We start from the raw sequence: 26,858 nt of genomic DNA, 5'->3' as shown, positions 1-26,858 counted from the left end.
AAGAATAATGGCTATCGAAATCAAAGTACCGGATATCGGGTCTGATGAAGTTGAAATCACCGAGATCCTGGTCAAAGTGGGCGACAAAGTTGAAGCTGAACAGTCGCTGATCACCGTAGAAGGCGATAAAGCCTCTATGGAAGTTCCGTCTCCGCAGGCTGGCGTGGTTAAAGAGATTAAAGTCTCTGTCGGCGACAAAACCGAGACCGGTAAACTGATCATGATTTTCGATTCCGCCGATGGTGCAGCTGACGCTGCACCTGCCAAGGCAGAAGAGAAGAAAGAAGCGGCTCCGGCAGCAGCACCTGCTGCGGCAGCGGCGAAAGACGTTCACGTACCGGATATCGGCGGCGACGAAGTTGAAGTCACTGAGATCATGGTTAAAGTGGGCGACACCATCGCGGCTGAACAGTCTCTGATCACCGTAGAAGGCGACAAAGCCTCTATGGAAGTACCGGCTCCGTTCGCGGGCGTGGTAAAAGAGATCAAAATCAATACCGGCGATAAAGTGTCTACTGGCTCGCTGATCATGGTCTTCGAAGTGGCGGGTGAAGCAAGCGCTGCGGCTCCGGCGAAAGCGGAAGCTGCACCGGCGGCGGCTGCTCCGGCTGCATCCGGCGCGAAAGATGTTAACGTACCAGATATCGGTGGCGACGAAGTTGAAGTTACCGAAGTGATGGTTAAAGTTGGCGACAAAATCGAAGCTGAACAGTCTCTGATCACCGTAGAAGGCGACAAAGCCTCTATGGAAGTGCCGGCTCCGTTCGCGGGCACCGTAAAAGAGATCAAAATCAGCACCGGCGATAAAGTGAAAACCGGCTCCCTGATTATGGTCTTCGAAGTGGAAGGCGCTGCGCCTGCCGCGGCTCCGGCTGCTGCACCGGCTCAGGCTGCTGCTCCGGCACCTGCGGCCGCTCCGGCTCCGGCAGCGAAAGCTGAAGGCAAGTCTGACTTCGCAGAAAATGACGCTTACGTCCACGCAACGCCGGTGATTCGTCGCCTGGCACGCGAATTCGGCGTGAACCTGGCGAAAGTGAAAGGTACGGGTCGTAAAGGCCGTATCCTGCGCGAAGACGTTCAGGCTTACGTGAAAGACGCGGTGAAACGTGCTGAGTCTGCACCGGCTGCTGCCACCGGCGGCGGTATCCCGGGCATGCTGCCTTGGCCGAAAGTGGACTTCAGCAAGTTTGGTGAAATCGAAGAAGTTGAACTGGGCCGTATCCAGAAAATCTCTGGTGCTAACCTGAGCCGTAACTGGGTGATGATCCCGCACGTTACGCACTTCGACAAAACCGATATCACCGATCTGGAAGCGTTCCGTAAACAGCAGAACGCTGAAGCTGAGAAGCGCAAACTGGATGTGAAATTCACCCCGGTTGTGTTCATCATGAAAGCGGTTGCCGCGGCTCTGGAACAGATGCCTCGCTTCAACAGCTCTCTGTCCGAAGATGGCCAGAAACTGACGCTGAAGAAATACATCAACATTGGTGTGGCGGTTGATACCCCGAACGGCCTGGTGGTTCCGGTCTTTAAAGACGTGAACAAGAAGAGCATCACCGAGCTGTCTCGCGAATTGACCACCATCTCCAAAAAAGCGCGTGATGGTAAGCTGACGGCTGGCGAAATGCAGGGCGGTTGCTTCACTATCTCCAGCATCGGCGGCCTGGGTACGACCCACTTCGCACCGATTGTTAACGCGCCGGAAGTGGCTATCCTCGGTGTCTCCAAATCGGCAATGGAGCCGGTCTGGAACGGGAAAGAGTTTGTACCGCGTCTGATGATGCCTATCTCTCTCTCCTTCGACCACCGCGTGATCGACGGTGCTGATGGTGCGCGCTTTATCACCATCATCAACAACACACTGTCTGACATTCGTCGCCTGGTGATGTAATCGAAAAAGCCGGCCTGACGGCCGGCTTTTTTCTGATAATCTCGTTGTCGTTTTGGGGTTATTAGCAACAAAGGACAAAATCGTTTGCCGTTTGTTGTTTCAAAATTGTTAACAATTTTGTAATATAAACGCGGATAGAACGTCCCGGTGGATATGGGCGACAAGAGTACCCAGGACCGCCGGAAATAATTAAGAGGTCATGATGAGTACTGAAATTAAAACTCAGGTCGTGGTACTTGGGGCGGGCCCGGCAGGCTACTCTGCTGCTTTCCGTTGCGCGGATTTAGGTCTGGAGACCGTCATCGTAGAACGTTACAGCACCCTCGGCGGTGTTTGTCTGAACGTCGGCTGTATCCCTTCTAAAGCACTGCTGCACGTAGCAAAAGTTATCGAAGAAGCCAAAGCACTGGCTGAGCACGGTATCGTCTTCGGCGAGCCGAAAACCGATATCGACAAGATTCGTACCTGGAAAGAAAAAGTTATCACCCAACTGACTGGCGGTCTGGCCGGTATGGCCAAAGGCCGTAAAGTGAAAGTGGTTAACGGTCTGGGTAAATTTACCGGGGCGAACACCCTGGAAGTGGAAGGCGAAAACGGCAAAACCGTCATCAACTTCGACAATGCAATCATCGCGGCGGGTTCCCGTCCAATCGAACTGCCGTTTATTCCTCATGAAGATCCGCGCGTGTGGGATTCCACCGATGCGCTGGAACTGAAAGAAGTACCGAAACGTCTGCTGGTTATGGGCGGTGGTATCATCGGTCTGGAAATGGGTACCGTGTACCACGCGCTGGGTTCAGAGATTGACGTGGTTGAAATGTTCGACCAGGTTATCCCGGCTGCCGACAAAGACGTGGTGAAAGTCTTCACTAAACGCATCAGCAAGAAATTCAACCTGATGCTGGAAACCAAAGTAACTGCCGTTGAAGCGAAAGAAGACGGTATTTACGTTTCCATGGAAGGCAAAAAAGCACCTTCTGAAGCACAGCGTTACGATGCCGTGCTGGTGGCAATCGGCCGAGTACCGAACGGTAAAAACCTCGACGCAGGCAAAGCAGGCGTGGAAGTGGACGACCGTGGCTTCATCCGCGTTGACAAACAGCTGCGCACTAACGTGCCGCACATCTTTGCTATCGGCGATATCGTCGGTCAGCCGATGCTGGCGCACAAAGGTGTTCATGAAGGCCACGTTGCCGCTGAAGTTATCGCAGGTAAGAAACACTACTTCGACCCGAAAGTTATCCCATCCATTGCCTACACTGAACCAGAAGTGGCATGGGTTGGCCTGACTGAGAAAGAAGCGAAAGAGAAAGGCATCAGCTACGAAACCGCCACCTTCCCGTGGGCAGCTTCTGGCCGTGCTATCGCTTCTGACTGCGCAGACGGTATGACCAAACTGATTTTCGACAAAGAATCTCACCGTGTTATCGGTGGTGCGATTGTCGGCACCAACGGCGGCGAGCTGCTGGGCGAAATCGGTCTGGCTATCGAGATGGGTTGCGACGCGGAAGATATCGCGCTGACCATCCATGCTCACCCGACGCTGCACGAATCTGTTGGCCTGGCCGCAGAAGTGTACGAAGGTAGCATCACCGACCTGCCAAACCCGAAAGCGAAGAAGAAGTAAGTTTCTGCGCGACGACGCCTGATGGCGCTTCGCTTATCCGGCCTACGATTAGGGAGGCCGAATAAGGCGTCAGCCGTCATCCGGTAAATAAAAAGCGGCTAACCAGCCGCTTTTTTTACACCTGTTACTCTTCCGGTTGCCACGGTGCCTGCGTGTCAAAACGGGTTATTGCCGCTACGTTCTTCGCCGTTTCCTCACCGAAGTCTGCCTGATAGACCCGATCGTCCTGGCTGACAATAAAGCTCATTACTCCAGTTTCGCCATACTCCACCGGCCAGGCTATCAGGGCAAAGCCGTCGGATTGATTACTGTCGATAATGCGAAAACGGTAGCCGTGATAACCTTCTCCCGGCATCACCGGGCTGAACGCTGGCCCCAGCGGGCTCGGTGCTTCGCCGGGCTGTATCGGCCAGTAAAGTCCGTCCTGCTGACCGGCGCTACTGATAAGCTTGCTGGCGTAACGCTGTTTTCTCAGATGGTAATCTTCCTGCGCATCAACGTAGGCGTGCATTGCACCAATCGCCGAAAGTTCGTTGCGCCCGATGGTGCGGGTAATGATTTCATCCTGCGCCGCCTGCATATCAAAATGCCAGCCCGCCTCGGTTTTGACGATCGGCAAGGGGAGCTGCCAGTTATCGGCACCGACATTGATATGCGCAGTATCGCCTTGTTGATCGATGCGATGGCTGATTTTCCAGTCACGTTCAAAACGGGCGACGGCTTCTGGGTCTGCGCCATCCGGCGGTAAAAATTGCCGCCAGTCATCGCCCAACAGCGCGGTAAGCTGTGGTTCATTGCGCGTGGTGACCGCATCGGCAAAAGCTGTTGCGGCGTCGAGGGGATGAGCAAACTGCTGCTGGGCAAAACTCACCAGGGGAAGCGAGAACAGCAGCGAGCTGAGAAAGATCTTTTTCATGATGTGCTCTCTTATCGACGGTGAAATTCACGGTGTTCAGCAGCCCGTTCACGAAGGGCTTCATGGTTGCTGTTACGCACAATGTTACGGCTCTGCTGCCCGCGCTGCGCCTGTTGCTGCCAGGAGGGCCCGCGACTTTCGTTGCCGCTAAAAACATTGTCATGTCGTGTATTCACATGCTGACGGACGTTTTCCTGACGTTGCTGGCGCTGTTCCGGTGTGGTAGCGCTACGCCGTTGCTGCACCGCTTCCTGCCGTTGCTGGCGCTGTTCTGGCGTACGACTATTGAGCCGCTGGTGTATTTGCGCTTTTGATGCTTCACGCTGCGTGGACGTGCGCGGCGTGTCGTAACCACGGTAGTTATCGCGTTGGGCAATGTGCTGTAGCTGTTTCGATGCCGCCTGACGCTGCGCATCTTTTTGCACAGCGGCGATCGGCTGAGACGGCGTTTTAATACCGCCTTCCGCCAGTTTATTCATCGCTGCCTGGCGTTGGCTGTCGCGGGTTACCGGCGTCTGGGTTGCGCTCAGGCCGCCCGATACGTTGGTTGGGTGAAACTGATTTGCCACGCTGTGATTGGGGTAGGGCACCTGATTACGGTACGCCGGGTTATGCTGCCAGCGCAGGGTTTGCCCATTCAAATTCTGCCCCGTGATGTGGTTGAAATTATTGACGTTAATGTTGATGTTATCGCCATTATGGTTATAACCATCCCGGTGATAATCATCATCGTCATGATGATGATGATGGTCGTCGTCATCGTCCCAGTCGATATTGCTGAATAGCGCGTAGGTGGTGGCGACGCCCAAACTGTAGCCAAAGCCTTTTACCAGACTGTTGGTAAACTCTTCGCCGGGAGACGGGGGAATATACACGGGCGGGTAGGCGGGTGTTGGCCAGGTGCCGTACACCGTTGACGGATTGTAGCTCGGCACGTACACCACCTGTGGGTCGGCAGGCTCGATTTTAATGATTGTTGACGATGACGGAGCCGATTTTTGCACGGTTGTTTGCGTGGCGGGCGCCGCAGTTGAGGCCGGGGCAACCGCCGCTTTCGGCACGCTGGTGACCGTTTGCTGTGGCGTCGACTTTAACGCGCCGGTTTGCTGCGCCAGGGCACGCAACTGCTGTACCGCATCCATCACATCCTGCGGCTGTGCCAGGAAGGCATTACCCAGATTTTCGACCCAAACCGGATCCTGCCCCATCATGGACATCAACGTTGGGAAGGCGACCAGCGATTTTACGCTCGCATCCCACGGTTGGTCAGACACGCCCTGAATCGCGGCGTCCCCCTGCAGCGAGGGATGATCCTTCGACCACTGAGCCGCCTGAACGACATTCGCCGGATAGGTGGCAGCCATCAAGACCTGTGACAGCAGGGCGTCAGGGTAAAGCGCAATCGGGGCGACCCATTGGTTAATTTGCGCGGGTGTGTAGGTGGTTTTCACCTCAGGAGCGGTTACCGGTGCTGGCGTGGTCACCGGTGCGGCAACGGCAGCCGCGGGCACGGACGCAGGTTCTTCCGGCGCGCGGCTTTTGACGTACAGCGTACCGGCTGCGGCAAGCAATCCCGCGCTGCATATCAGCGCGAGGACATGAGGCTTAAAGGGCAGGTTCATAGTTATACTCCCGATTTCGGAAGAAATCGTCTGATCGAAGCGCCTGCATTTGGCAGGGATAATGGAGCGTGAGTATAAAGAGACGATAGTTTAATTTTTGACTAATCTTGGGATAAATTGCGCCGATGAATAATCAAGGCAGGGAATTATGTGAGCAAACATTGCAGCTAAAAATTCCCCGTTTAAGGGAAGGGTACTGTTTATAGACCATCCTTAACGATTCAGCCAATATTTTATGTTGCTTTTTTGTAAACAGATTAACACCTCTCTAAAATCCTGCTATTCTGCCCATTGCGGTACCCGGCATACCCCCTACAAACTGCTGTCTCACAGGAGCGTGAAGAAGAGCCGACCGCATATGACAATGAGAGCGAGGAGATACCGTCGTGCTAAAAGAATACCGTGAGCACGTAGCTGAGCGTGCCGCTGAAGGGATTGTTGCAAAACCCCTGGACGCAACCCAAATGGCCGCGCTGGTTGAGCTGCTGAAGAACCCGCCTGCTGGCGAAGAAGAATTCCTGTTAGACCTGTTGATTAACCGTGTACCGCCGGGCGTTGATGAAGCTGCCTACGTCAAAGCCGGATTCCTTGCTGCTGTCGCCAAAGGCGAAGCGACTTCCCCGCTGATCACTCCTGAAAAAGCTATCGAACTGCTGGGCACCATGCAGGGCGGCTACAACATTCATCCGCTGATCGACGCGCTGGACGATGCGAAACTGGCACCGATTGCTGCCAAAGCGCTCTCTCACACCCTGCTGATGTTCGATAACTTCTACGATGTAGAAGAAAAAGCGAAAGCGGGCAACGCTTACGCGAAGCAGGTAATTCAATCCTGGGCTGATGCCGAATGGTTCCTGAGCCGTCCGCCGCTGGCTGAAAAAATTACCGTTACCGTCTTCAAGGTGACCGGTGAAACCAACACCGATGATCTTTCTCCGGCACCGGATGCCTGGTCGCGCCCGGATATCCCGCTGCACGCGCTGGCGATGCTGAAAAACGCCCGTGAAGGGATCGAACCCGATCAACCGGGCGTGGTGGGCCCGATCAAACAGATCGAAGCGTTGCAGGAAAAAGGTTTCCCGCTGGCTTATGTGGGTGATGTTGTCGGCACCGGTTCTTCACGTAAATCTGCGACCAACTCCGTGCTGTGGTTCATGGGTGACGATATCCCGTATGTACCGAACAAACGCGGCGGTGGCCTGGTTCTCGGCGGTAAAATCGCACCTATCTTCTTTAACACCATGGAAGATGCGGGCGCGCTGCCAATTGAAGTGGACGTTAATGACCTGAACATGGGCGACGTGATTGACGTTTACCCGTTCAAAGGCGAAGTGCGTAATCACGAAACCGGTGAACTGCTGGCAAGCTTTGAACTGAAAACCGACGTGCTGATTGATGAAGTGCGTGCCGGTGGTCGTATCCCGCTGATCATTGGTCGCGGCCTGACCACCAAAGCGCGTGAATCTCTCGGCCTGCCGCACAGCGATGTGTTCCGTCAGGCGAAAGACGTGGCGGAAAGCAACCGTGGTTACTCGCTGGCGCAGAAAATGGTTGGCCGTGCCTGCGGCGTGAAAGGCATTCGTCCGGGCGCGTACTGCGAACCGAAAATGACGTCTGTCGGCTCCCAGGACACCACTGGCCCAATGACCCGTGATGAACTGAAAGACCTGGCGTGTCTGGGCTTCTCTTCTGACCTGGTGATGCAGTCCTTCTGTCATACCGCGGCGTATCCGAAGCCGGTTGACGTCACGACCCACCACACCCTGCCTGACTTCATCATGAACCGTGGCGGTGTTTCTCTGCGTCCGGGCGATGGCGTAATCCACTCCTGGCTCAACCGTATGCTGTTGCCGGATACCGTCGGTACTGGCGGTGACTCCCATACCCGTTTCCCGATTGGTATCTCCTTCCCGGCGGGCTCGGGTCTGGTCGCGTTTGCTGCCGCCACCGGCGTGATGCCGCTGGATATGCCGGAATCCGTTCTGGTGCGCTTCAAAGGCAAAATGCAGCCGGGGATCACCCTGCGCGATCTGGTACACGCGATCCCGCTGTATGCGATCAAACAAGGCCTGCTGACCGTGGAGAAGAAAGGCAAGAAAAACATCTTCTCTGGCCGCATCCTGGAAATCGAAGGTCTGCCGGATCTGAAAGTCGAGCAAGCGTTTGAACTGACTGATGCGTCCGCTGAACGTTCTGCTGCCGGTTGTACCATCAAGCTGAACAAAGAGCCGATTATTGAGTATCTGAACTCCAACATCGTTCTGCTGAAGTGGATGATTGCTGAAGGTTACGGCGACCGCCGTACCCTGGAACGTCGTGTTCAGGGCATGGAAAAATGGCTGGCGAACCCTGAGCTGCTGGAAGGCGATGCGGATGCGGAATACGCGGCGGTGATCGACATCGATCTGGCGGATATCAAAGAGCCGATTCTGTGTGCGCCGAACGATCCGGATGACGCGCGTCTGCTCTCTGACGTTCAGGGCGAGAAGATCGACGAAGTGTTTATCGGTTCCTGCATGACCAACATCGGTCACTTCCGTGCCGCCGGTAAGCTGCTGGATGCGCATAAAGGCCAGCTGCCGACGCGCCTGTGGGTGGCGCCACCAACCCGTATGGATGCCGCGCAGTTGACGGAAGAGGGCTACTACAGCGTCTTCGGTAAGAGCGGTGCGCGTATCGAGATCCCGGGCTGTTCACTGTGCATGGGTAACCAGGCGCGTGTGGCAGACGGCGCGACGGTGGTGTCTACCTCGACCCGTAACTTCCCGAACCGTCTGGGTACTGGCGCGAACGTCTTCCTGGCTTCTGCGGAGCTGGCCGCCGTCGCGGCGCTGATTGGCAAATTGCCAACGCCGGACGAGTATCAAACCTATGTCGCACAGGTGGATAAAACCGCGGTCGATACTTACCGCTATCTGAACTTTGACCAGCTTTCTCAGTACACAGAGAAAGCGGACGGGGTGATTTTCCAGACTGCGGTTTAAGGTTTTAGTCTGCTGTGAAAAGCCACTTCTTTTACGAAGTGGCTTTTTTTTGCCGGATGACGGCTGCGTCTTATCCGGCCAACACGTTCTGCAATATCTTGTGTAGGCCGGATAAGGCGTTTCCGCCGCATCCGGCATGAACAACGCGCACTTTATCATCAATTTGGCCTGCTATTACAGGTGCTGTTTATTTTTTCCCACAACTCTTTTCCTGCATAGTGGCAACGACTTCTTTTGCTTTCCCTGATGCAATAAAATCGTGTAGTTTTTTTGCGTTGGAGTCATTTGGTGCTTTTTTGAGTTGGGTATCTAAAGTGTTGAGCGCTTTTTTATTTTTACCAGAAATAACGTAAGCCGTGGCTAATAAAATTGATGCTCTATTATTTCCTGTTTCCACAGATGCACTCAGATGCTCGATTGATTTATCAATTTGGCATGTATTTAATAGCAATATCCCATAGTAAAAATGGGCATCGGGATCATTGGGTTTCAATGACAGCATGTGTTCGTACTGTTTTTCGGCTGTGGCCCTGGCATCTGAAACTCCAATGCCATAGGCCATGTGGTTAACGAGGGCAGTTCGACCAAGTATTTGATAATTTGGGTTTGGCATCGTTCTGATGTAATTATTTAGCAGTTTCATCAGGACTTGAGTATCGCGGAGGGCGCGCTTTTGATCTTCAAGAGAATCAAATCGTGGTGACAATGGTGCAAAGCTATGTTTGTAGATATCTAAAAATACCTGGTCAAGATAACCAACATCGAATTGATATGTTTTTCCCGATTTTGTTTCCGTGACCGGCAGGATTTTTTTAAGGTCATAATGACCATAGGGTTCTGCAAGTGTCGATGTGGAAATAATTATAGTGAATACAAGAGTGAGTATCCCTTTGAAATATGAATGCATACATCCAATCTCCTTAATAATTTTAATCATCAACGAGATAATATTTTGAAAACGCAATATGAGTAAGATCTTTTGCCTACGATGTCTTTATCTGGACAAGGGGAGGAGTGCTCGGCAAAACAGAAAGTGACACGCAGTTATCAGGCTTCGCCTGGAGAAACGCGTGTGTTGTGGGGGGGCAACTTTATGACAGGTCAACAATCGATGCATCCGGCGCCATTATGCTCAGAAGTTGACCCATCGCCCCTCTTTCGCCTCCGAGAGGCACTTTATTTCCATTCCTTCAACCCGCTCCGCTTTTATTCTTCCTGGCGACTGCGATAATTACAGCATGGGTACAATGCAGCGCTGACGCATTGCCTTTGCAGAGGAAGACGATTATGGATTACGAATTTCTGCGCGACGTTACCGGAGGGGTAAAGGTGCGTATGTCGATGGGCCACGAAGTGGTCGGTCATTGGTTTAACGAAGAAGTCAAAGAGAATCTGGCGCTGTTGGATGAAGTCGAAGAGGCGGCGCGTGCGGTTAAAGGCAGCGAGCGCACCTGGCAGCGCGCGGGCCACGAATACACGCTGTGGCTGGACGGTGAAGAGGTAATGATCCGTGCAAATCAGCTTGAATTTACCGGCGACGAGATGGAAGAGGGGATGAACTACTACGACGAAGAGAGTTTATCCCTGTGCGGCGTCGAAGATTTTTTACAGGTAGTGGCGGCCTATCGCGATTTTCTGCAGCAGAGATAAGCATCGATCGGCTTCATCGCATAAAGGCCATCGTTGTCGGTGAAGTCGTTGCTTTCTCAGAGAGGAAAATCCTTAGCGATATGGCATCATGGTATCAGGACAAATGATTTCAGGATATTGAATGTGAAAGCGGTAACGCTCTACGACGTGGCAACTCATGCTGGCGTTTCCTATCAAACGGTCTCCAGAGTGGTGAATCAGGCCGAACACGTTTCCGCGAAAACGCGAGCGAAAGTTGAAGCCGCCATGAAGGAGCTGAATTACATTCCTAATCATGCCGCGCAGCAACTTGCGGGTAAACAGTCACCGCTGATTGGCGTTGCAACGATAAATCTGGCGCTGCATGCGCCGTCGCAGATTGTTGCGGCGATAAAATCACGCGCCGATCAGTCTGGTGCGAGTGTGGTTATTGCCATGGTTGAGTCTGGCGGTGTGGAAGCGTGTGAGAAGGCCGTGCATAACCTGCTGGCCCGACGCGTAACCGGCATTATCATTAATGTTCCGCTGGAGAATGACGATGCGCTGAGCGTTGCCCGTGCGGCCGGGAACGTGCCGGTGCTTTTTCTGGATGTCTCTGAGCGTACGCCGGTTAACAGTATTGTTTTCTCGCATGATGAGGGCGCGCGTCTGGGCGTGGAGCATCTTGTGGCGCATGGCCATCAACGTATCGCGTTATTCTCCGGCCCCACCTCGACCTCTGTGTCAGCTCGCCTGCGTCTGGCAAGCTGGCATGAGCATCTGGAGCGTCATCAGCTACAGCCTTTCGCCGTGCTTGAGGGAGACTGGAGCGCATTATCCGGGTTTCAACAGACGCAGCAGATGTTGCTTAATGGCATGATTCCCACGGCGATGTTAGTCGCCAACGATCAAATGGCGCTGGGCGTTATGCGTGCCATCACTGAACATGGCCTGCGCGTAGGAACGGATATCTCGGTCATTGGTTATGATGATACCGAGGACAGTTCTTGTTACATACCGCCCTTAACAACCATTCGTCAGGATTTTCCTGTTCTCGGGCGAGGAAGTGTCGACCGACTTTTAGCGATGTCCGCCGGCCATAGCGAATCCGGGAATCAGCTTTTGCCTGTTTCTCTCATCCAGCGCAAAACCGTACGCAGGCCCAACACCGAGAGCGTCTCGGGGGAAATGCTGGCCGAGTCGTTAATGCAGTTGGCGAGGCAGGTTTCACGTTTGTAATTCATCCCATCTCTTCCTCCGCTGGCGCAATTAATTTTGAGCCAGCTCACTAATTTCTGAGTACCTCCTTTACGTAAATTGTGGATTCGCGATATATGTACAAAAAATTGTGAGCGAGTAACATAACCCGTAAAGGATAACGCAATGACTTCAGAACAGGATTCACTGGCTGCCGTGCTGGCACGGCGGGACTGGGAGACGCCCGGTGTGACGCAACGTAACAGAATGGCGGCGCACCCGCCTTTTTGCAGTTGGCGATGTGTCGAGGGCGCTCAAAGAAACGAAAGGTCGGATCGGCTGGTAAGCCTGAATGGCGACTGGCAATTCTGCTGGTTCCCTTCGCCCGAGTCGGTACCGGAAAGCTGGTTGCAGGCGGATCTGCCTGATGCCGATACTGTTCCGGTGCCGTCTAACTGGCAAATGCTGGGCTATGATGCTCCCATTTATACCAATGTCACTTATCCGATCCCGGTAAACCCCCCTTATGTTCCTGACCAAAATGCCACTGGTTGTTATTCGCTCACATTTTGTGTGGATGATAAATGGTTAGCCGAGGGGCAAACGCGGGTTATTTTTGACGGTGTGAACTCCGCATTTCATTTATGGTGCAATGGGCACTGGGTCGGCTATGGACAGGACAGCCGGTTGCCGTCTGATTTTGACCTTACAGCATATTTGCAAGCGGGTGAAAACCGGCTGGCGGTTCTGGTGCTGCGCTGGAGCGACGGCACCTATCTTGAAGACCAGGATATGTGGCGGATGAGCGGCATTTTTCGCGACGTCTCCCTGTTACATAAACCGTCGCTGCAAATTGCGGATTTCCACCTCAATACCCATCTTAATAGTGAATACAATCGTGCGCGTCTCGAAGCGGAGGTTCGCATTGCTGGTTACGTCCAGCATGATGTGCAGATTGAACTGCATTTGTGGAAAGGGCAATCGCTTATCGGGCAGGTCAGCGCGCGACCAGGCAGCGCCCCCGTTGATGAGCGCGGTAACTATGCTGAACGTGCCACGCTCTGTTTGCCGGTTGAGCATCCCGCGTTATGGAGCGCGGAAACGCCTGAACTGTATCGGGCCGTCATTCAGTTGCGCACTGCCGATGGCGAATTAATCGAGGCGGAAGCCTGCGATGTAGGTTTTCGCGACATTCGTATTGAAAATGGGTTGTTACGGCTTAATGGCAAGCCGTTACTGATTCGCGGCACCAATCGCCATGAACATCATCCTCTGAACGGGCAGGTGATGGATCGTGAAACCATGATCCAGGATATTTTGTTATTGAAGCAAAATAACTTTAACGCCGTGCGCTGTTCGCACTATCCCAACCATCCATTGTGGTACACCTTGTGTGACCAGTATGGTTTGTACGTCGTGGATGAAGCCAATATCGAAACTCACGGTATGGTACCGATGAATCGATTAACTGATGACCCGGACTGGTTGCCCGCGATGAGCCAACGCGTAACGCGTATGGTGCAGCGCGATCGTAACCATCCCTGCATTATCATCTGGTCATTAGGGAATGAATCCGGACACGGAGTGAATCATGATGCGCTCTATCGTTGGCTGAAGTCTGAAGATCCCACCCGACCGGTTCAATATGAAGGGGGCGGCGCGGATACGGCGGCGACGGATATTATTTGCCCGATGTACAGCCGTGTCGATCAGGACCAGGCATTCGACGTCGCGCCGAAGTGGTCTATCAAAAAATGGCTTTCTCTGCCCGGCGAGCAGCGTCCACTTATCCTCTGCGAGTATGCGCACGCGATGGGCAATAGCTTTGGCGGCTTTGCTAAATACTGGCAGGCGTTTCGACAATATCCGCGCCTGCAAGGCGGATTCGTTTGGGACTGGGTGGATCAGTCATTAATTCAATATGACGAAGACGGAAAACCATGGTCAGCTTACGGTGGCGATTTTGGCGATACGCCGAACGATCGTCAGTTCTGTATGAATGGTCTGGTCTTTGCCGATCGCACGCCTCACCCGGCGCTTTATGAAGCAAAACACGCGCAACAGTTCTTCCAGTTCCACCTGTTGCCCGGTGATAAGCGCAGTATCGAAGTCGTGAGTGAATATCTGTTCCGCCACAGCGACAATGAAATCCTCCACTGGACGTTAAAGCGTGAGGGCAATGAACTTGCTCACGGGGAGGTGGTGCTGGATATCGCGCCGCAAGGGCGTCAGGTCATTACGCTGCCAGAGGTATCAATACCGCATGCGCCCGGACAGTTGTGGCTGACGGTACGCGTGGAGCAACCGCGCGCCACGGCATGGTCGGAGGCGGGGCATATCAGCGCATGGCAGCAGTGGGCGCTGGAAGAGTCATTGGCGGCGAACCGTCCTCCGCTCGCTGATGACGTGCCCACGCTTTCAGCCAATCAGAATGAATATGTCGTAACCGTTGGCGAAAAGCGGTGGCAATTCTGCCGCCAGCAGGGCTGGCTGACGCAGTTGTGGAAGGGTGATGAAAAACAGCTTCTCACACCGCTTACCGATCAGTTTACGCGGGCGCCGCTTGATAATGATATCGGGGTCAGTGAAGTGACGCGGATTGATCCCAATGCATGGGTGGAGCGCTGGAAAAAGGCTGGCCATTATCGTGCCGAGCCGGTGCTTTTAGCCTGTCAGGCCGATGCTCTCTCAGATGCAGTCCTGATAACCACAACACATGCCTGGCAATATCAGGAGGCCACACTGTTTATCAGCCGCAAAATCTACCGGATTGATGGCCACGGTAAAATGCAGATTGATATCAGCGTCGACGTTGCCAGTGGAACTCCCTACCCCGCACGCATTGGTCTGACATGCCAGCTTTCGCAGGTTGAGGACACCGTGAAATGGCTTGGACTGGGGCCGCATGAAAACTATCCGGATCGTTTAAGCAGCGCCTGTTTCGATAGCTGGGAGCTTCCGCTTGATGCTATGCATACGCCATATGTATTTCCAGGTGAAAACGGTCTGCGCTGCGGTACGCGGCAATTGCGTTATGGCACACATCAGTGGCGTGGCGACTTCCAGTTCAATATTGGTCGTTATAGCCAGAGGCAATTGATGGAAACAACCCATCGCCATTTGCTGCAGGAAGAAGCGGGAACCTGGCTTAATCTTGACGGCTTCCATATGGGGGTTGGTGGGGACGACTCCTGGAGTCCTTCCGTATCGCCAGAATTCCAACTAAGTGCGCGTCATTATTATTATCAGATCGTTTGGGAATAATAATGTGAAAATTTATTCGAGTTGAAGAATAAAATGAAAATTGGGCAGGTGTGAACCTGCCCACCTTAGTGCAAGGATTTTTTATGTATTATCTCAAGAATACCAACTTTTGGATGTTTGGCTTTTTCTTCTTTTTCTATTTCTTTATCATGGGCGCATATTTTCCCTTTTTTCCGATCTGGTTACATGATATCAACCACATCAGTAAGGGAGACACCGGGGTCATCTTTGCCTGTATCTCATTTTTCTCGCTATTGTTTCAACCGATTTTTGGTTTAATGTCGGATAAATTGGGTTTACGAAAACATCTGCTGTGGGTTATTACCGGGATGTTGGTTATGTTTGCCCCTTTCTTTATTTATGTTTTTGGGCCGTTATTACAGTTTAATATTTTACTTGGTTCTATTGTGGGCGGCATTTATCTTGGCTTTATTTATAATGCGGGTGCCCCAGCGATTGAAGCCTATATTGAAAAAGCGAGCAGGCGTAGCCATTTTGAGTTTGGTCGGGCGCGAATGTTTGGCTGTGTGGGCTGGGCGCTTTGTGCGTCGATTGTTGGCGTCATGTTCACAATCAATAATGAATTTGTTTTCTGGCTGGGTTCCGGGTGTGCAATTGTACTTGCGGTATTGCTCTATTTCTCTCGTACGGATGCCTCTTCTTCAGCAACGGTCGCCGATGCGGTTGGTGCGAACTCGTCAGCTTTTAGTGTTAAACTGGCTCTGGAGCTATTTAAACAGCCCAAATTGTGGTTTCTATCGCTGTATGTGGTCGGAGTATCCTGCACCTATGATGTGTTCGATCAACAGTTCGCCAATTTCTTCACCTCCTTTTTCGCAACCGGAGAGCAGGGCACGCGGGTCTTCGGCTACGTCACGACAATGGGAGAATTGCTCAACGCCTGTATTATGTTTTTCGCTCCACTAATCGTAAATCGAATTGGGGGGAAGAATGCTTTGCTGGTGGCGGGAATGATCATGTCTGTCCGTATTATTGGTTCTTCTTTCGCGACTAGCGCGGTTGAAGTTGTTATTCTTAAAACGCTGCATATGTTTGAAATCCCTTTCCTGATAGTTGGGTGCTTCAAATATATTACCAGCCAGTTTGAGGTGCGTTTTTCTGCCACTATTTATCTGGTTTGCTTCTGTTTTTTCAAACAGTTGGCGATGATGTTTATGTCGGTGCTGGCTGGTAATATGTATGAAAAAATAGGTTTCCAGGGGGCTTATTTAGTTTTAGGACTGATTGCGCTGGTCTTTACCCTTATCTCAACCGTAACGTTAAGCGGTGCCGGGCCACTGAGCATTGTGCGATCTTCGCAGACGAAAAGTATAAGTTGATACGCAGGAGGCGGAAATGACATTATCAATGAGACAGCGAATCAAAGAGGGAATGCTGTTTACTGATTTAACCGAGGGTTTACCGGAGGAGCGCCTGCGTGGGAAGGAGCTCATGTATGAATATAACCATACCCGTCCCTCAGAGGAAAACCGACGCAGAGAATTAATAGAGAGAATTTTTGCTAAAACGGGGGATAATGTCTGGATTGAACCACCAATGTATTTTTCTTACGGTAAGAATATTACGCTTGGTGAAAATTTTTATGCCAATTTCAATTTGACAATTGTCGACGATCATACGGTAACCATCGGTGATAACGTCATGATCGCGCCCAATGTAACCATTTCTGTTACCGGTCATCCTGTGCATTATGCCCTACGTACACATGGTGAAATGTTCTCTTTCCCTGTCACGATCGGTAATAATGTCTGGATTGGCAGCCATGTTGTCATTAATCCGGGCGTGACCATTGGCGATAATTCGGTCATCGGTGCGGGAAGTGTGGTGACAAAAGATATTCCTGCTAATGTTATCGCGGTTGGCGTGCCCTGCCGGGTTCTCAGGGAAATTACATCGCGTGATAAAGAGTATTACTATCACGACTTAAAAGCTGAGTCGTGACACTGTTTTCATCGTTGTAACAGAATCGGGGCATATTGCCCCGATTCAGTGTTACACCGTCGGTATATTGCGCGCGTAATAAATCTCGCGCATTTCTTTCCATAGCGCAGCGGTAATGTCTTTGCGCTCAATGTCGGTTAAATCTTCCGGTTTGGTGTGGAACATATAGTGTTTCAGGTCGAACTCTTTGAGCATCATCTTGGTGTGGAAGATGTTCTCCTGATACACATTCACATCCACCATGTCATACAGCGACTTCATGTCATCTGACATAAAGTTCTGAATCGAATTAATCTCATGATCGATAAAGTGTTTCATGCCGTTGATATCGCGGGTAAAACCGCGTACGCGATAATCAATGGTGACGATATCAGATTCAAGCTGGTGAATAAGGTAGTTCAACGCATTTAGCGGTGAAATGACGCCACAGGTCGAGACTTCGATATCCGCGCGGAAGGTACATAAACCGCTTTCCGGGTGACTTTCCGGGTAGGTGTGCACGCAGATGTGGCTCTTATCGAGATGCGCCACCACCGCTTCCGGTAGCGGGCCGGGATGTTCGGTTTTATCAATCAGCTTCGGGTCGACGGGTTCTTCGCTCACCAGAATGGTGACGCTCGCGCCCTGCGGTTCATAATCCTGGCGGGCGATATTGAGTATGTTCGCGCCGATGATGGAGCAGGTTTCTGACAGGATTTCGGTCAGACGATTGGCATTGTAGAGTTCATCGATATAGGCGATGTAACCATCGCGCTCTTCTGCGGTTTTTGCGTAACAGATATCGTAAATGCAAAAACTCAGGCTTTTGGTCAGGTTGTTAAAGCCGTGCAGCTTCAGTTTTTTCAATTTTCCTCACCCCCTTAGCGTCACTGTCCAGACAGTGCGTCATGTAGATATTGCGGCAGCGCGAACGCCGCGGTGTGAATAGCCGGGTTGTAGTAGCGACACGCAAGCTTCGCGGTATGGAAGCGCGCCTGAATTATCTCGGCTGATAAATGGCGCAGCGCCGGGTTATCGGTCGCCCAGGCGAAGGTCATAATGCCACCATAATAGGTGGGGATTGCCGCCTGATAGAAACTCACATCATCAAAGTAGTGGCTCAGTTTGCGATGGCTATCGAGCGCCTCGTCCTGCTGGAGGAAACAAACACCGTTTTGCGCGACGAAGATCCCGCCAGGGTTCAGGCAGCGTTTACAGCCTTCATAGAACGCCGAGGTGAAAAGGCTTTCGCCGGGGCCAATCGGGTCGGTACAGTCGGAGATAATCACGTCGAAGGTTTGCGACGTTTGATTGACGAAGTTCACGCCATCATCAATCACCAGCGTAAAGCGCGGATCGTCGTAGGCTCCGGCACTATGATTAGGAAGATACTGGCGGCAGAACGAAACCACGCCTGCATCGATTTCCACCATAGTGATGGTCTCGACGTTCTTATGTCGACTAACCTCACGCAGCATCGCACCATCACCGCCACCAATAATGAGCACATGTTTCGCGTGACCATGGGCCAGCAGCGGAACGTGGGTCATCATTTCATGATAGATAAATTCATCGCGTTCGGTGGTTTGTACCACGCCATCCAGCGCCATTACGCGGCCAAAGGCGGCGTTCTCGAAAATGATCAAATCCTGATGATCGGTTTTCTCATGGTAGAGCACGTTTTCCACCGCAAAATACTGACCAAACTGGTCATGCAGCGTTTCGTGCCACAGGGTGTTATCGGTCATCGTTTGAACCCTCCATTGTTAACACCTTTGAAACAGGCGCAACATAATAGCTAACAATGACCGTGGGCGCACGGTCGTTTTTTCAGCAGGAAGGTAGAGCGTGTTATTTCACGTAGGCGAGAAGGCTCAGGGAGTCGCGAGCCAGCGATTTGCATTTTTTCGCGGTTGGGATACCGATACCACTGAGATCGCGATAGCTGTCTTCGCCGAGCGATTTCATATCGAAGGTGTCGTAATTGCTGAGATCCCACTGATTTTGCTGGGCAAAGAAAACGAGGGCGCGACGAATCTGGCCATTAGGGAGATTTTGGTAACCACAGTCGTTTTTCAGGAACACAAACACCGCAGTGAGATCGGCCATGTCTTCTGCTTCAGACTCGCTTAATGCATAGCTGTGGCTGGACGCAGTCAACAAACATCCAAGCAGCATTGTACGGAAAAACGTCTTCATTTCTTCTACCTTACCTCGTCGAGATTCAACGTTAGCACACTTCCAGACGGTACGTAGAGCCTTTTTCGACGCTTCTTACTTGACCTTCCCGCAAGGGTAGGGTTTAAGCTCAAATATTCACCCGCAGCCAGCAAAAGGATGTAATGATGCACCGTCGTGAATTTCTGAAATTGAGCGCCGCCGTCAGCGTGGCGAGCGCGTTACCGCTCTGGAGTCGCGCCGTTTTCGCCGCCGATCGTCCTGCGCTTCCCATTCCCCCTTTGCTTGCCGCTGATGCGCGCAGCCAGGTGACGCTCACCGTCCAGGCAGGAAAAACGCAGTTTGGCGCTAAAACCGCTACGACATGGGGTTATAACGGCCACTTACTCGGCCCGGCACTTCAGTTGAAGAAGGGGAAACCCATCACCGTCAATATCCATAATCAACTGGCGCAAGAGACTACCGTTCACTGGCACGGGCTTGAGATCCCGGGGGAAGTCGACGGCGGCCCGCAGGGCATTATTCAACCAGGCGGTAAACGCACGGTCAGTTTCACGCCTGACCAACGTGCGGCGACCTGCTGGTTTCACCCACATCAGCATGGCAAAACGGGTCATCAGGTGGCGATGGGACTGGCGGGATTGGTCTTGATTGAAGATGACGATATTCGTCGCCTGATGCTGCCAAAACAGTGGGGCATTGATGATGTGCCGCTCATTATTCAGGACAAAAAATTTAACGCCGAGGGCGAAATTGATTATCAACTTGATGTAATGACTGCCGCTGTCGGTTGGTTTGGCGACACGCTGCTGGCCAACGGTGCTATCTACCCGCAGCACGCGGCACCGCGCGGCTGGCTGCGCTTGCGCCTGCTTAACGGTTGTAATGCGCGTTCCTTGACGATTGCTGCCAGCGATAATCGCCCGCTGTATGTGGTGGCAAGTGATGGCGGTTTGCTCCCGGAGCCGGTCAAAGTCACGGAATTGCCGATGCTGATGGGGGAGCGTTTTGAAGTGCTGGTTGAGACCCGCGACGGGAAACCGTTTGATATCGTGACGCTGCCGGTAACTCAGATGGGAATGGCCGTTGCGCCCTTCGATAAAGCGCATCCAGTTCTGCGCGTACAGCCCGTTACTATCAATGCATCGGGTGAATTACCGGATGTGCTCTCTTCACTGCCTGCTCTGCCCTCATTAGACGGCCTGACCGAACGCAGACTCCAGCTTTCTATGGATCCGATGCTCGATATGATGGGCATGCAGGCGCTGATGAAAAAGTATGGCGCGAGCGCGATGGGCAACATGCAGCACGGTGAGATGATGGGCCACGGTAATAGGGATCATGGCAACATGGGCCATATGAATCATGGCGGCGGGGGTTTTGACTTCCACAATGCTAACCGTATTAACGGCAAAGTGTTCGACATGAGCACGCCGATGTTTGCCGCCAGTAAGGGTCAGTATGAGCGCTGGTTTATCTCCGGCAAGGGCGACATGATGCTGCATCCGTTCCACATTCACGGTACACAGTTCCGGATTGTGTCGGAAAATGGCAAGCCGCCTGCGGCGCACCGCTCGGGATGGAAAGATACGGTTCGTGTGGAAGGGGATGTCAGTGAGGTGTTAGTGAAGTTCGATCATGAAGCGCCGAAAGAGCATGCCTATATGGCGCATTGTCATCTGCTGGAGCATGAGGATACGGGGATGATGCTTGGGTTTACGGTGTAAGAAATGCCCTCACCCTAACCCTCTCCCACAGGGAGAGGGAACCGATTGTGCTCAGGTTTTCTCCCTCTCCCTGTGGGAGAGGGGAACGGATTGTGCCCTGGTTTTCTCCCTCTCCCTGTGGGAGAGGGCCGGGGTGAGGGGAGGCAAATTACTTCACATCATCCGGCAGCGCATACGCGACAATATAGTCGCCCATCTTCGTACCAAACGAACCATGTCCGCCTGCGGAGATGACCACGAACTGCTTGCCATTCGCTTCATACGTCATCGGCGTCGCCTGACCACCTGCCGGTAAACGACCCTGCCACAGTTTTTCACCGTTGCTCATGTTATACGCGCGCAGATAGTTATCAGCGGTTGCCGCGATGAACAGAACGTTACCTGCAGTAGAGATTGGCCCGCCCAGCATCGGCATACCCATATTAAACGGCACAGGAACTGGCATCGGGAACGGCATGCTGTCCTGCGGGGTACCGATACGTTTTTTCCATACCACTTCGTTCGTTTTCAGATCCAGCGCGGAGATGTAACCCCAGGCTGGCTGTTTGCAAGGCAGACCAAACGGCGACAGGAACGGGTTCAGGGTAACGCCGAACGGCACGCCATACTGCGGCTGAATACCGGATTCGGTACCGCTACCTTTCGCGTCTTTCGGCGGCTCCATTGGGTTGCCAGGGCCACGTGGGATCAGTTTTGAGACAAACGGCAGTGCCATCGGGTTGGCAATCGCTACCTGACGGTTCGGGTCAACGGAGATACCGCCCCATTCGAACATCCCCAGGTTACCCGGGAATACCAGTGTGCCCTGCTCAGACGGCGGGGTGAAGATTCCTTCATAGCGCATCTGGTGGAACATCACGCGGCACACCAGTTGGTCGAACATGGTGGCGCCCCACATATCCGCACCGGTTAAATCTTTCTTCGGACGGAAGCTGAGATCCGAGAACGGCTGCGTTTTGGTGACGTAATCACCTTTCGCCGCGCCCTGCGGAACCGGTTTTTCCGGCGCCGGGACGACCAGCTCGCCGTTACGACGATCCAGAACGAAGATGTTACCCGTTTTCGCCGGCGCGTAAATAACCGGGACTTTCTGGCCTTTAACCGTAATATCCGCAAGCGTCGGCTGGGACGGCATATCCATATCCCACAGATCGTGGTGAACGGTCTGGTAACTCCACACCAGTTTCCCGGTAGTGGCATTGAGTGCCACGATAGAGCTGGCATAGCGTTCCTGCTCCGGTGTACGGTTGCCGCCCCAGATATCTGGGGTGGTCACGCCCATCGGCAGATAGACCAGATCCAGTTTCGCGTCATACGCTGCCGGTGCCCAGGAGTTCGGCGAGTTAAAGGTAAAGGTGTGTTCATCCGACGGAATGGCGTTCGGATCTTTCGCGCCCGGATCAAAAGCCCACAACAGCTTACCGGTGTTCACGTCGAAGCCACGAATAACGCCAGACGTTTCACGTGTCGAGAAGTTATCCGTCACCGAACCGGCAATGACGATGGTTTTATCGGTAATAATCGGCGGAGAAGTTGGTTCATACAGGCCCGGCGTAGTATCCGGCATGTTGGTCTGAAGATTAAGGATCCCTTTATTGGCAAAGGTCTCACACAGTTTGCCGGTTTCGGCGTTGAGGGCAAACAGACGACCATCGTTCACCGGTAAAATAATGCGACGCGGGCAGTCTGCCATGACATCGGGACTTGCCGTTTCGGCACGCGCTTCGTGGTAAGAAACACCACGGCAGGTGACGTGCTGGAAGCTCGGATTGGAGTTGAGTTGCGGATCAAAGTGCCATTTTTCTTTCCCGGTTGCCGCATCCAGCGCGAACAGACGCTGGTGGGCGGTACAAAGATAAAGCATGTTGCCGACTTTAATCGGTGTCACTTCATTGGTCAGCTCACCCGGATCGTCTTCGCGTTTAAGATCGCCAGTACGGAACACCCAGGCTTCTTTCAGCTTGTGGACGTTATCCGCGTTGATCTGCTTAAGCGGAGAGAAACGCTGGCCTTCCTGATTACGGCCATAAGCAGGCCAGTCTTGATCCGCCACGGTGGAAATCGGCTCGGCAGTTGTCGCTTCGGCGTTTAACGTACCGTTCACTTCCTGCGGGTCATTGAAGCCAGCCCAGGTCAGGATGCCGCCGCTAATCAGTAGCGCCACCACCAGCGCGGCAACGGCTCCGCTGGATGGGATAATCAGGCGACGCCAGACAAATGGCAAAATCAGCCAGATACCGAAGAAGACCAGAATATCGCTGCGCGGGGTCAGCGCCCAGAAGTCGAAGCCCACTTCCCAGACGCCCCAAATCATGGTCGCCAGCAGGAAAGCAGCATAAAGCCAAAGCGCCGCACGTTTGCTACGCCACAGCATCACCGCCACGGCCAGCATCACCAGGCCGGCGATAGGGTAGTACCAGGAGCCGCCAATCGCGACCAGCCAGCCTCCTCCGATGAGAAGATAGAGCCCACAGATAGCCGCAAAAACGGCCGTGAGCACCACGAGTAACCGTGGTTGTTGTGATTTTGTTTCTGCCATAGAGAATACTCGCGTCAGTTTGTTAATTATTGCTTTCAATTGATTATAGGATTTAACAACTGTGACGGGTATCACAAAATTTGCTTTATTATCCAATTCAGCGGAGAAATCGATTTGCTGGTATACTGACGCGCTTGCCGAACGATGCCTGCGCGTAGCGCCGGGATATCGATAGATTTACCTATAAAATCATATGGTTAGTTTTATGAAACATACTGTGGAAGTGATGATCCCGGAAGCGGAGATCAAAGCGCGTATCGCTGAATTGGGCCGTCAAATTACTGAGCACTACAAAGACAGTGGCAGTGAAATGGTGTTAGTGGGTTTGCTGCGTGGCTCATTTATGTTCATGGCTGACCTGTGCCGTGAAGTGCATGTCTCCCATGAAGTCGATTTTATGACGGCTTCCAGCTACGGCAGCGGTATGTCCACCACGCGTGACGTCAAAATCCTCAAAGATCTGGACGAAGACATTCGCGGTAAAGATGTGTTGATCGTGGAAGACATCATCGACTCCGGGAACACCCTGTCGAAAGTCCGTGAAATTCTTAGCCTGCGTGGGCCAAAATCATTGGCAATCTGTACGCTGCTGGATAAACCGTCCCGCCGCGAAGTCAACGTGCCGGTTGAGTACGTGGGCTTTGCCATTGAAGATGAATTTGTCGTGGGATACGGCATCGATTACGCACAGCGTTATCGCCATCTGCCATATGTCGGGAAAGTGGTTCTGCTGGACGAGTAATCGTCGTTTGGTGTCGGGTAGCGCTTCGTTCGTCCGACCTACCTATCTAAGCCGGGTGAGGCGATGCCGCCGCCCGGCTTTTTAACAGATGTTACTTGTGGTTGGCGTGTTTCAGCTTGAGGTTAGAAATCCCGTTGCGATAACGCTGCTCCAGGGTTTCACGGTTGGTTGCCGTCACATCAAGATCGCGCAGCAGGCCATCGTGAATGCCGTAGGCCCAGCCGTGAACGGTGACTTTCTGCCCACGTTTCCACGCTGACTGCATAATGGTAGAGTGACCCAGGTTATACACCTGCTCCATCACGTTCAGTTCGCAAAGCGTGTCCAGACGGCGCTCCTGCGGCATTTCACCGAGCAGAGAACTGTGTTTGAACCAGATATCGCGAATGTGCAGTAGCCAGTTGTTGATAAGGCCGAGCTCCGGGTTTTCAACCGCTGCCTGAACACCGCCGCAGCCATAGTGGCCGCAGATAATGATATGCTCAACTTCCAGCACATCCACAGCGTACTGAACCACGGAAAGACAGTTCAAATCGGTGTGAATGACCAGGTTGGCAACATTTCGGTGAACAAATAATTCGCCCGGCTCAAGACCGGTTAAACGTTCGGCGGGAACGCGGCTGTCGGAACATCCAATCCATAGAAAGCGCGGTTTCTGCGCTTGCGCCAGTTTCTCGAAAAATCCGGGGTCCTCTTCCACCAGCATTTTTGACCATAGTTCATTGTTGCTGATGAGTGTATCTATGTTTTTCATGGAGGTTAACGACCTGTAACCAAGTAAGTGCGTTGCGCTAATATAGGTCAACTCAACTTTTTTTAAAACCATACATTGAACGCAAGAATTCAAAAGAGATATTCAATGACCATTGCACTGGAACTAAAACAGCTCAAAAAAACCTATCCTGGGGGTGTCCAGGCACTGCGCGGAATCGATCTGCAAGTGGAAGCCGGAGACTTCTACGCGCTGCTCGGGCCGAACGGTGCGGGGAAATCAACCACGATTGGTATTATCAGCTCACTGGTGAATAAAACGTCCGGCTCTGTGAGCGTGTTTGGCTACGATCTGCAAAAAGATGTGGTGAACGCCAAACGCCAGCTTGGCCTCGTGCCGCAGGAGTTTAACTTCAACCCCTTTGAAACGGTGCAACAGATTGTGGTGCACCAGGCGGGCTACTACGGTGTTGAGCATAAAGATGCCATTGAACGCAGTGAAAAGTATTTAAAACAGCTCGATCTGTGGGAAAAACGCAACGAACGTGCGCGTATGTTATCGGGTGGGATGAAGCGTCGTTTGATGATTGCTCGCGCCTTGATGCACGAGCCAAAACTGCTGATTCTGGATGAACCCACCGCAGGCGTGGATATCGAACTTCGCCGCTCAATGTGGGGTTTTTTGAAGGATTTAAACGACAAAGGCACCACGATTATTCTCACCACTCACTACCTGGAAGAGGCGGAAATGTTGTGCCGCAACATTGGCATCATTCAGCACGGTTCGCTGGTGGAAAACACCTCGATGAAGAACCTGCTTTCAAAGCTTAAGTCGGAAACGTTCATTCTCGATTTAGCGCCGAAGAGCCCGCTGCCAACGCTTGATGGCTATCAGTATCGTCTTGTCGACACCTCAACTTTAGAAGTGGAAGTACTGCGTGAGCAGGGAATTAACAGCGTGTTCGCCCAGCTTAGCGCGCAGGGTATTCAGGTATTAAGTATGCGTAACAAAGCGAACCGACTGGAAGAGCTGTTTGTCTCGCTGGTCCATGAAAAACAAGGAGAGCAGGCATGATGCAGCTTTATTGGGTGGCCCTGAAAAGTATCTGGACCAAAGAGATCCACCGTTTCATGCGTATCTGGGTGCAAACGCTGGTGCCGCCGGTCATCACCATGACCCTCTACTTTATTATCTTCGGTAATCTGATTGGCTCACGTATCGGTGAAATGCATGGTTTCAGCTATATGCAGTTTATTGTGCCGGGGCTAATTATGATGTCTGTTATCACCAACGCCTACGCCAACGTTGCCTCTTCATTCTTTAGCGCTAAATTCCAGCGCAACATTGAAGAGTTGCTGGTCGCACCCGTACCGACGCATGTGATTATCGCCGGTTATGTTGGCGGTGGCGTGGCGCGCGGGTTATGTGTGGGCATTCTGGTGACGGCCATTTCCCTTTTCTTTGTGCCGTTCCAGGTGCATTCATGGGTATTTGTCGCGTTAACGCTTCTCCTGACGGCGGTGCTGTTCTCGCTGGCGGGCCTGCTCAACGCAGTTTTTGCGAAAACCTTTGATGATATCAGCCTGATTCCGACTTTCGTGTTGACACCGCTTACCTATCTCGGCGGGGTGTTCTATTCCCTGACGTTACTGCCGCCGTTCTGGCAGGGGCTGTCGCATCTGAACCCGATTGTCTACATGATAAGCGGCTTCCGCTATGGCTTCCTTGGCATTCACGATGTGCCGCTGGTCACCACCTTTGGCGTGCTGGTGATTTTCATCGTCGCCTTCTACCTGCTGTGCTGGTATCTCATCCAGCGCGGACGCGGCCTGCGTAGTTGATTCGCCACTCCCCCGGGTTTTCCCGGGGGAAAAATTAGAGCGTTATCACCGTTATTTCTCCTTATTCCC

General features: G+C 52.6%; 20 protein-coding genes. 12 read left to right on the top strand and 8 right to left on the bottom strand.

The genetic code is table 11. From position 1 onward, the window contains the following. Positions 1-7 precede the first annotated feature (7 nt). Complete coding sequence (aceF, locus tag ACOXYR_RS17615) at positions 8-1,891, top strand: pyruvate dehydrogenase complex dihydrolipoyllysine-residue acetyltransferase (RefSeq protein WP_421355801.1); 1,884 nt, start codon at positions 8-10, stop codon at positions 1,889-1,891. 202 nt (positions 1,892-2,093) lie between these two features. Continuing rightward, a complete protein-coding gene (gene lpdA / locus ACOXYR_RS17610) occupies positions 2,094-3,518 on the top strand; it encodes a dihydrolipoyl dehydrogenase (RefSeq protein ID WP_108475566.1) in 1,425 nt (474 codons plus the stop codon). A 124-nt stretch (positions 3,519-3,642) separates the two neighbouring features. On the opposite strand, the gene ACOXYR_RS17605 is transcribed toward lpdA, so the two are convergent. Both ACOXYR_RS17605 and ACOXYR_RS17600 read right to left on the bottom strand, forming a co-directional pair. Next, positions 3,643-4,434, bottom strand: a complete 792-nt coding sequence (locus ACOXYR_RS17605) for a DUF2950 family protein (protein WP_350435559.1) — start codon at positions 4,432-4,434, stop codon at positions 3,643-3,645. Positions 4,435-4,445: 11 nt separating this feature from the next. Further along, positions 4,446-6,056, bottom strand: a complete 1,611-nt coding sequence (locus ACOXYR_RS17600) for a DUF3300 domain-containing protein (protein ID WP_421355802.1) — start codon at positions 6,054-6,056, stop codon at positions 4,446-4,448. A 386-nt stretch (positions 6,057-6,442) separates the two neighbouring features. On the opposite strand from ACOXYR_RS17600, the gene acnB reads away from it, so the two are divergent. Next, complete coding sequence (acnB, locus tag ACOXYR_RS17595; protein WP_108475569.1) at positions 6,443-9,040, top strand: bifunctional aconitate hydratase 2/2-methylisocitrate dehydratase; 2,598 nt, start codon at positions 6,443-6,445, stop codon at positions 9,038-9,040. A 187-nt stretch (positions 9,041-9,227) separates the two neighbouring features. On the opposite strand, the gene ACOXYR_RS17590 is transcribed toward acnB, so the two are convergent. After that, positions 9,228-9,947: a tetratricopeptide repeat protein gene (locus tag ACOXYR_RS17590; protein ID WP_407732070.1), complete on the bottom strand. Its 720-nt coding sequence runs from the start codon at positions 9,945-9,947 to the stop codon at positions 9,228-9,230. Between the two features lie 380 nt (positions 9,948-10,327). Here ACOXYR_RS17590 and yacL point away from each other — a divergent pair, with 380 nt between their 5' ends. The 5 genes from yacL to lacA all read left to right on the top strand — a co-directional run bounded on the left by yacL (position 10,328) and on the right by lacA (position 17,071). Beyond that, the gene (gene yacL / locus ACOXYR_RS17585) at positions 10,328-10,690 is read left to right on the top strand and encodes a protein YacL (RefSeq protein WP_108475571.1); all 363 of its coding nucleotides are present in this window, start codon (positions 10,328-10,330) and stop codon (positions 10,688-10,690) included. 114 nt (positions 10,691-10,804) lie between these two features. Further along, positions 10,805-11,887, top strand: coding sequence for a LacI family DNA-binding transcriptional regulator (locus ACOXYR_RS17580; RefSeq protein ID WP_146745446.1), 1,083 nt, complete (start codon positions 10,805-10,807; stop codon positions 11,885-11,887). Positions 11,888-12,031: 144 nt separating this feature from the next. Continuing rightward, complete coding sequence (locus ACOXYR_RS17575; RefSeq protein ID WP_421355803.1) at positions 12,032-15,109, top strand: beta-galactosidase; 3,078 nt, start codon at positions 12,032-12,034, stop codon at positions 15,107-15,109. Between the two features lie 83 nt (positions 15,110-15,192). Beyond that, a complete protein-coding gene (locus tag ACOXYR_RS17570) occupies positions 15,193-16,449 on the top strand; it encodes an MFS transporter (RefSeq protein ID WP_415727710.1) in 1,257 nt (418 codons plus the stop codon). 16 nt (positions 16,450-16,465) lie between these two features. Further along, a complete protein-coding gene (gene lacA, locus ACOXYR_RS17565; protein WP_113858275.1) occupies positions 16,466-17,071 on the top strand; it encodes a galactoside O-acetyltransferase in 606 nt (201 codons plus the stop codon). A 51-nt stretch (positions 17,072-17,122) separates the two neighbouring features. On the opposite strand, the gene speD is transcribed toward lacA, so the two are convergent. The 3 genes from speD to ACOXYR_RS17550 all read right to left on the bottom strand — a co-directional run bounded on the left by speD (position 17,123) and on the right by ACOXYR_RS17550 (position 19,249). Continuing rightward, the gene (gene speD, locus ACOXYR_RS17560) at positions 17,123-17,917 is read right to left on the bottom strand and encodes an adenosylmethionine decarboxylase (protein ID WP_108475576.1); all 795 of its coding nucleotides are present in this window, start codon (positions 17,915-17,917) and stop codon (positions 17,123-17,125) included. Positions 17,918-17,937: 20 nt separating this feature from the next. After that, entirely contained in the window at positions 17,938-18,798 is an 861-nt protein-coding gene (gene speE / locus ACOXYR_RS17555; protein ID WP_113858276.1) for a polyamine aminopropyltransferase, read from the bottom strand. 103 nt (positions 18,799-18,901) lie between these two features. After that, positions 18,902-19,249 carry a YacC family pilotin-like protein gene (locus ACOXYR_RS17550; protein WP_108475578.1) on the bottom strand — a complete coding sequence of 116 codons (348 nt, stop codon included), beginning with the start codon at positions 19,247-19,249 and terminating at the stop codon, positions 18,902-18,904. A gap of 146 nt (positions 19,250-19,395) precedes the next feature. Here ACOXYR_RS17550 and cueO point away from each other — a divergent pair, with 146 nt between their 5' ends. Then, positions 19,396-20,955, top strand: coding sequence for a multicopper oxidase CueO (gene cueO / locus ACOXYR_RS17545; RefSeq protein WP_421355813.1), 1,560 nt, complete (start codon positions 19,396-19,398; stop codon positions 20,953-20,955). Between the two features lie 148 nt (positions 20,956-21,103). Here the strand turns inward: cueO and ACOXYR_RS17540 are convergent, their stop codons facing one another. Then, the gene (locus ACOXYR_RS17540; RefSeq protein ID WP_421355804.1) at positions 21,104-23,494 is read right to left on the bottom strand and encodes a glucose/quinate/shikimate family membrane-bound PQQ-dependent dehydrogenase; all 2,391 of its coding nucleotides are present in this window, start codon (positions 23,492-23,494) and stop codon (positions 21,104-21,106) included. Positions 23,495-23,699: 205 nt separating this feature from the next. On the opposite strand from ACOXYR_RS17540, the gene hpt reads away from it, so the two are divergent. Beyond that, positions 23,700-24,236: a hypoxanthine phosphoribosyltransferase gene (hpt, locus tag ACOXYR_RS17535; protein WP_015965881.1), complete on the top strand. Its 537-nt coding sequence runs from the start codon at positions 23,700-23,702 to the stop codon at positions 24,234-24,236. Between the two features lie 91 nt (positions 24,237-24,327). On the opposite strand, the gene can is transcribed toward hpt, so the two are convergent. Then, complete coding sequence (gene can, locus ACOXYR_RS17530; protein WP_421355805.1) at positions 24,328-24,990, bottom strand: carbonate dehydratase; 663 nt, start codon at positions 24,988-24,990, stop codon at positions 24,328-24,330. Between the two features lie 105 nt (positions 24,991-25,095). Between can and ACOXYR_RS17525 the strand changes: the two genes are divergently transcribed. Together ACOXYR_RS17525 and ACOXYR_RS17520 are read left to right on the top strand one after the other, a co-directional pair. Further along, entirely contained in the window at positions 25,096-26,022 is a 927-nt protein-coding gene (locus ACOXYR_RS17525) for an ABC transporter ATP-binding protein (RefSeq protein WP_113859205.1), read from the top strand. After that, the gene (locus tag ACOXYR_RS17520; RefSeq protein WP_108477003.1) at positions 26,019-26,789 is read left to right on the top strand and encodes an ABC transporter permease; all 771 of its coding nucleotides are present in this window, start codon (positions 26,019-26,021) and stop codon (positions 26,787-26,789) included. Before ACOXYR_RS17525 ends, ACOXYR_RS17520 begins: the two co-directional genes overlap by 4 nt. Positions 26,790-26,858 lie beyond the last annotated feature (69 nt).

It is taken from the genome of Pseudocitrobacter faecalis (assembly GCF_965231525.1).
Classification (GTDB): Bacteria; Pseudomonadota; Gammaproteobacteria; order Enterobacterales; family Enterobacteriaceae; genus Pseudocitrobacter; species Pseudocitrobacter faecalis.
The sequence above is the reverse complement of the archived record's forward strand: the minus strand, read 5'-3'. Positions and strand labels throughout refer to the sequence as shown.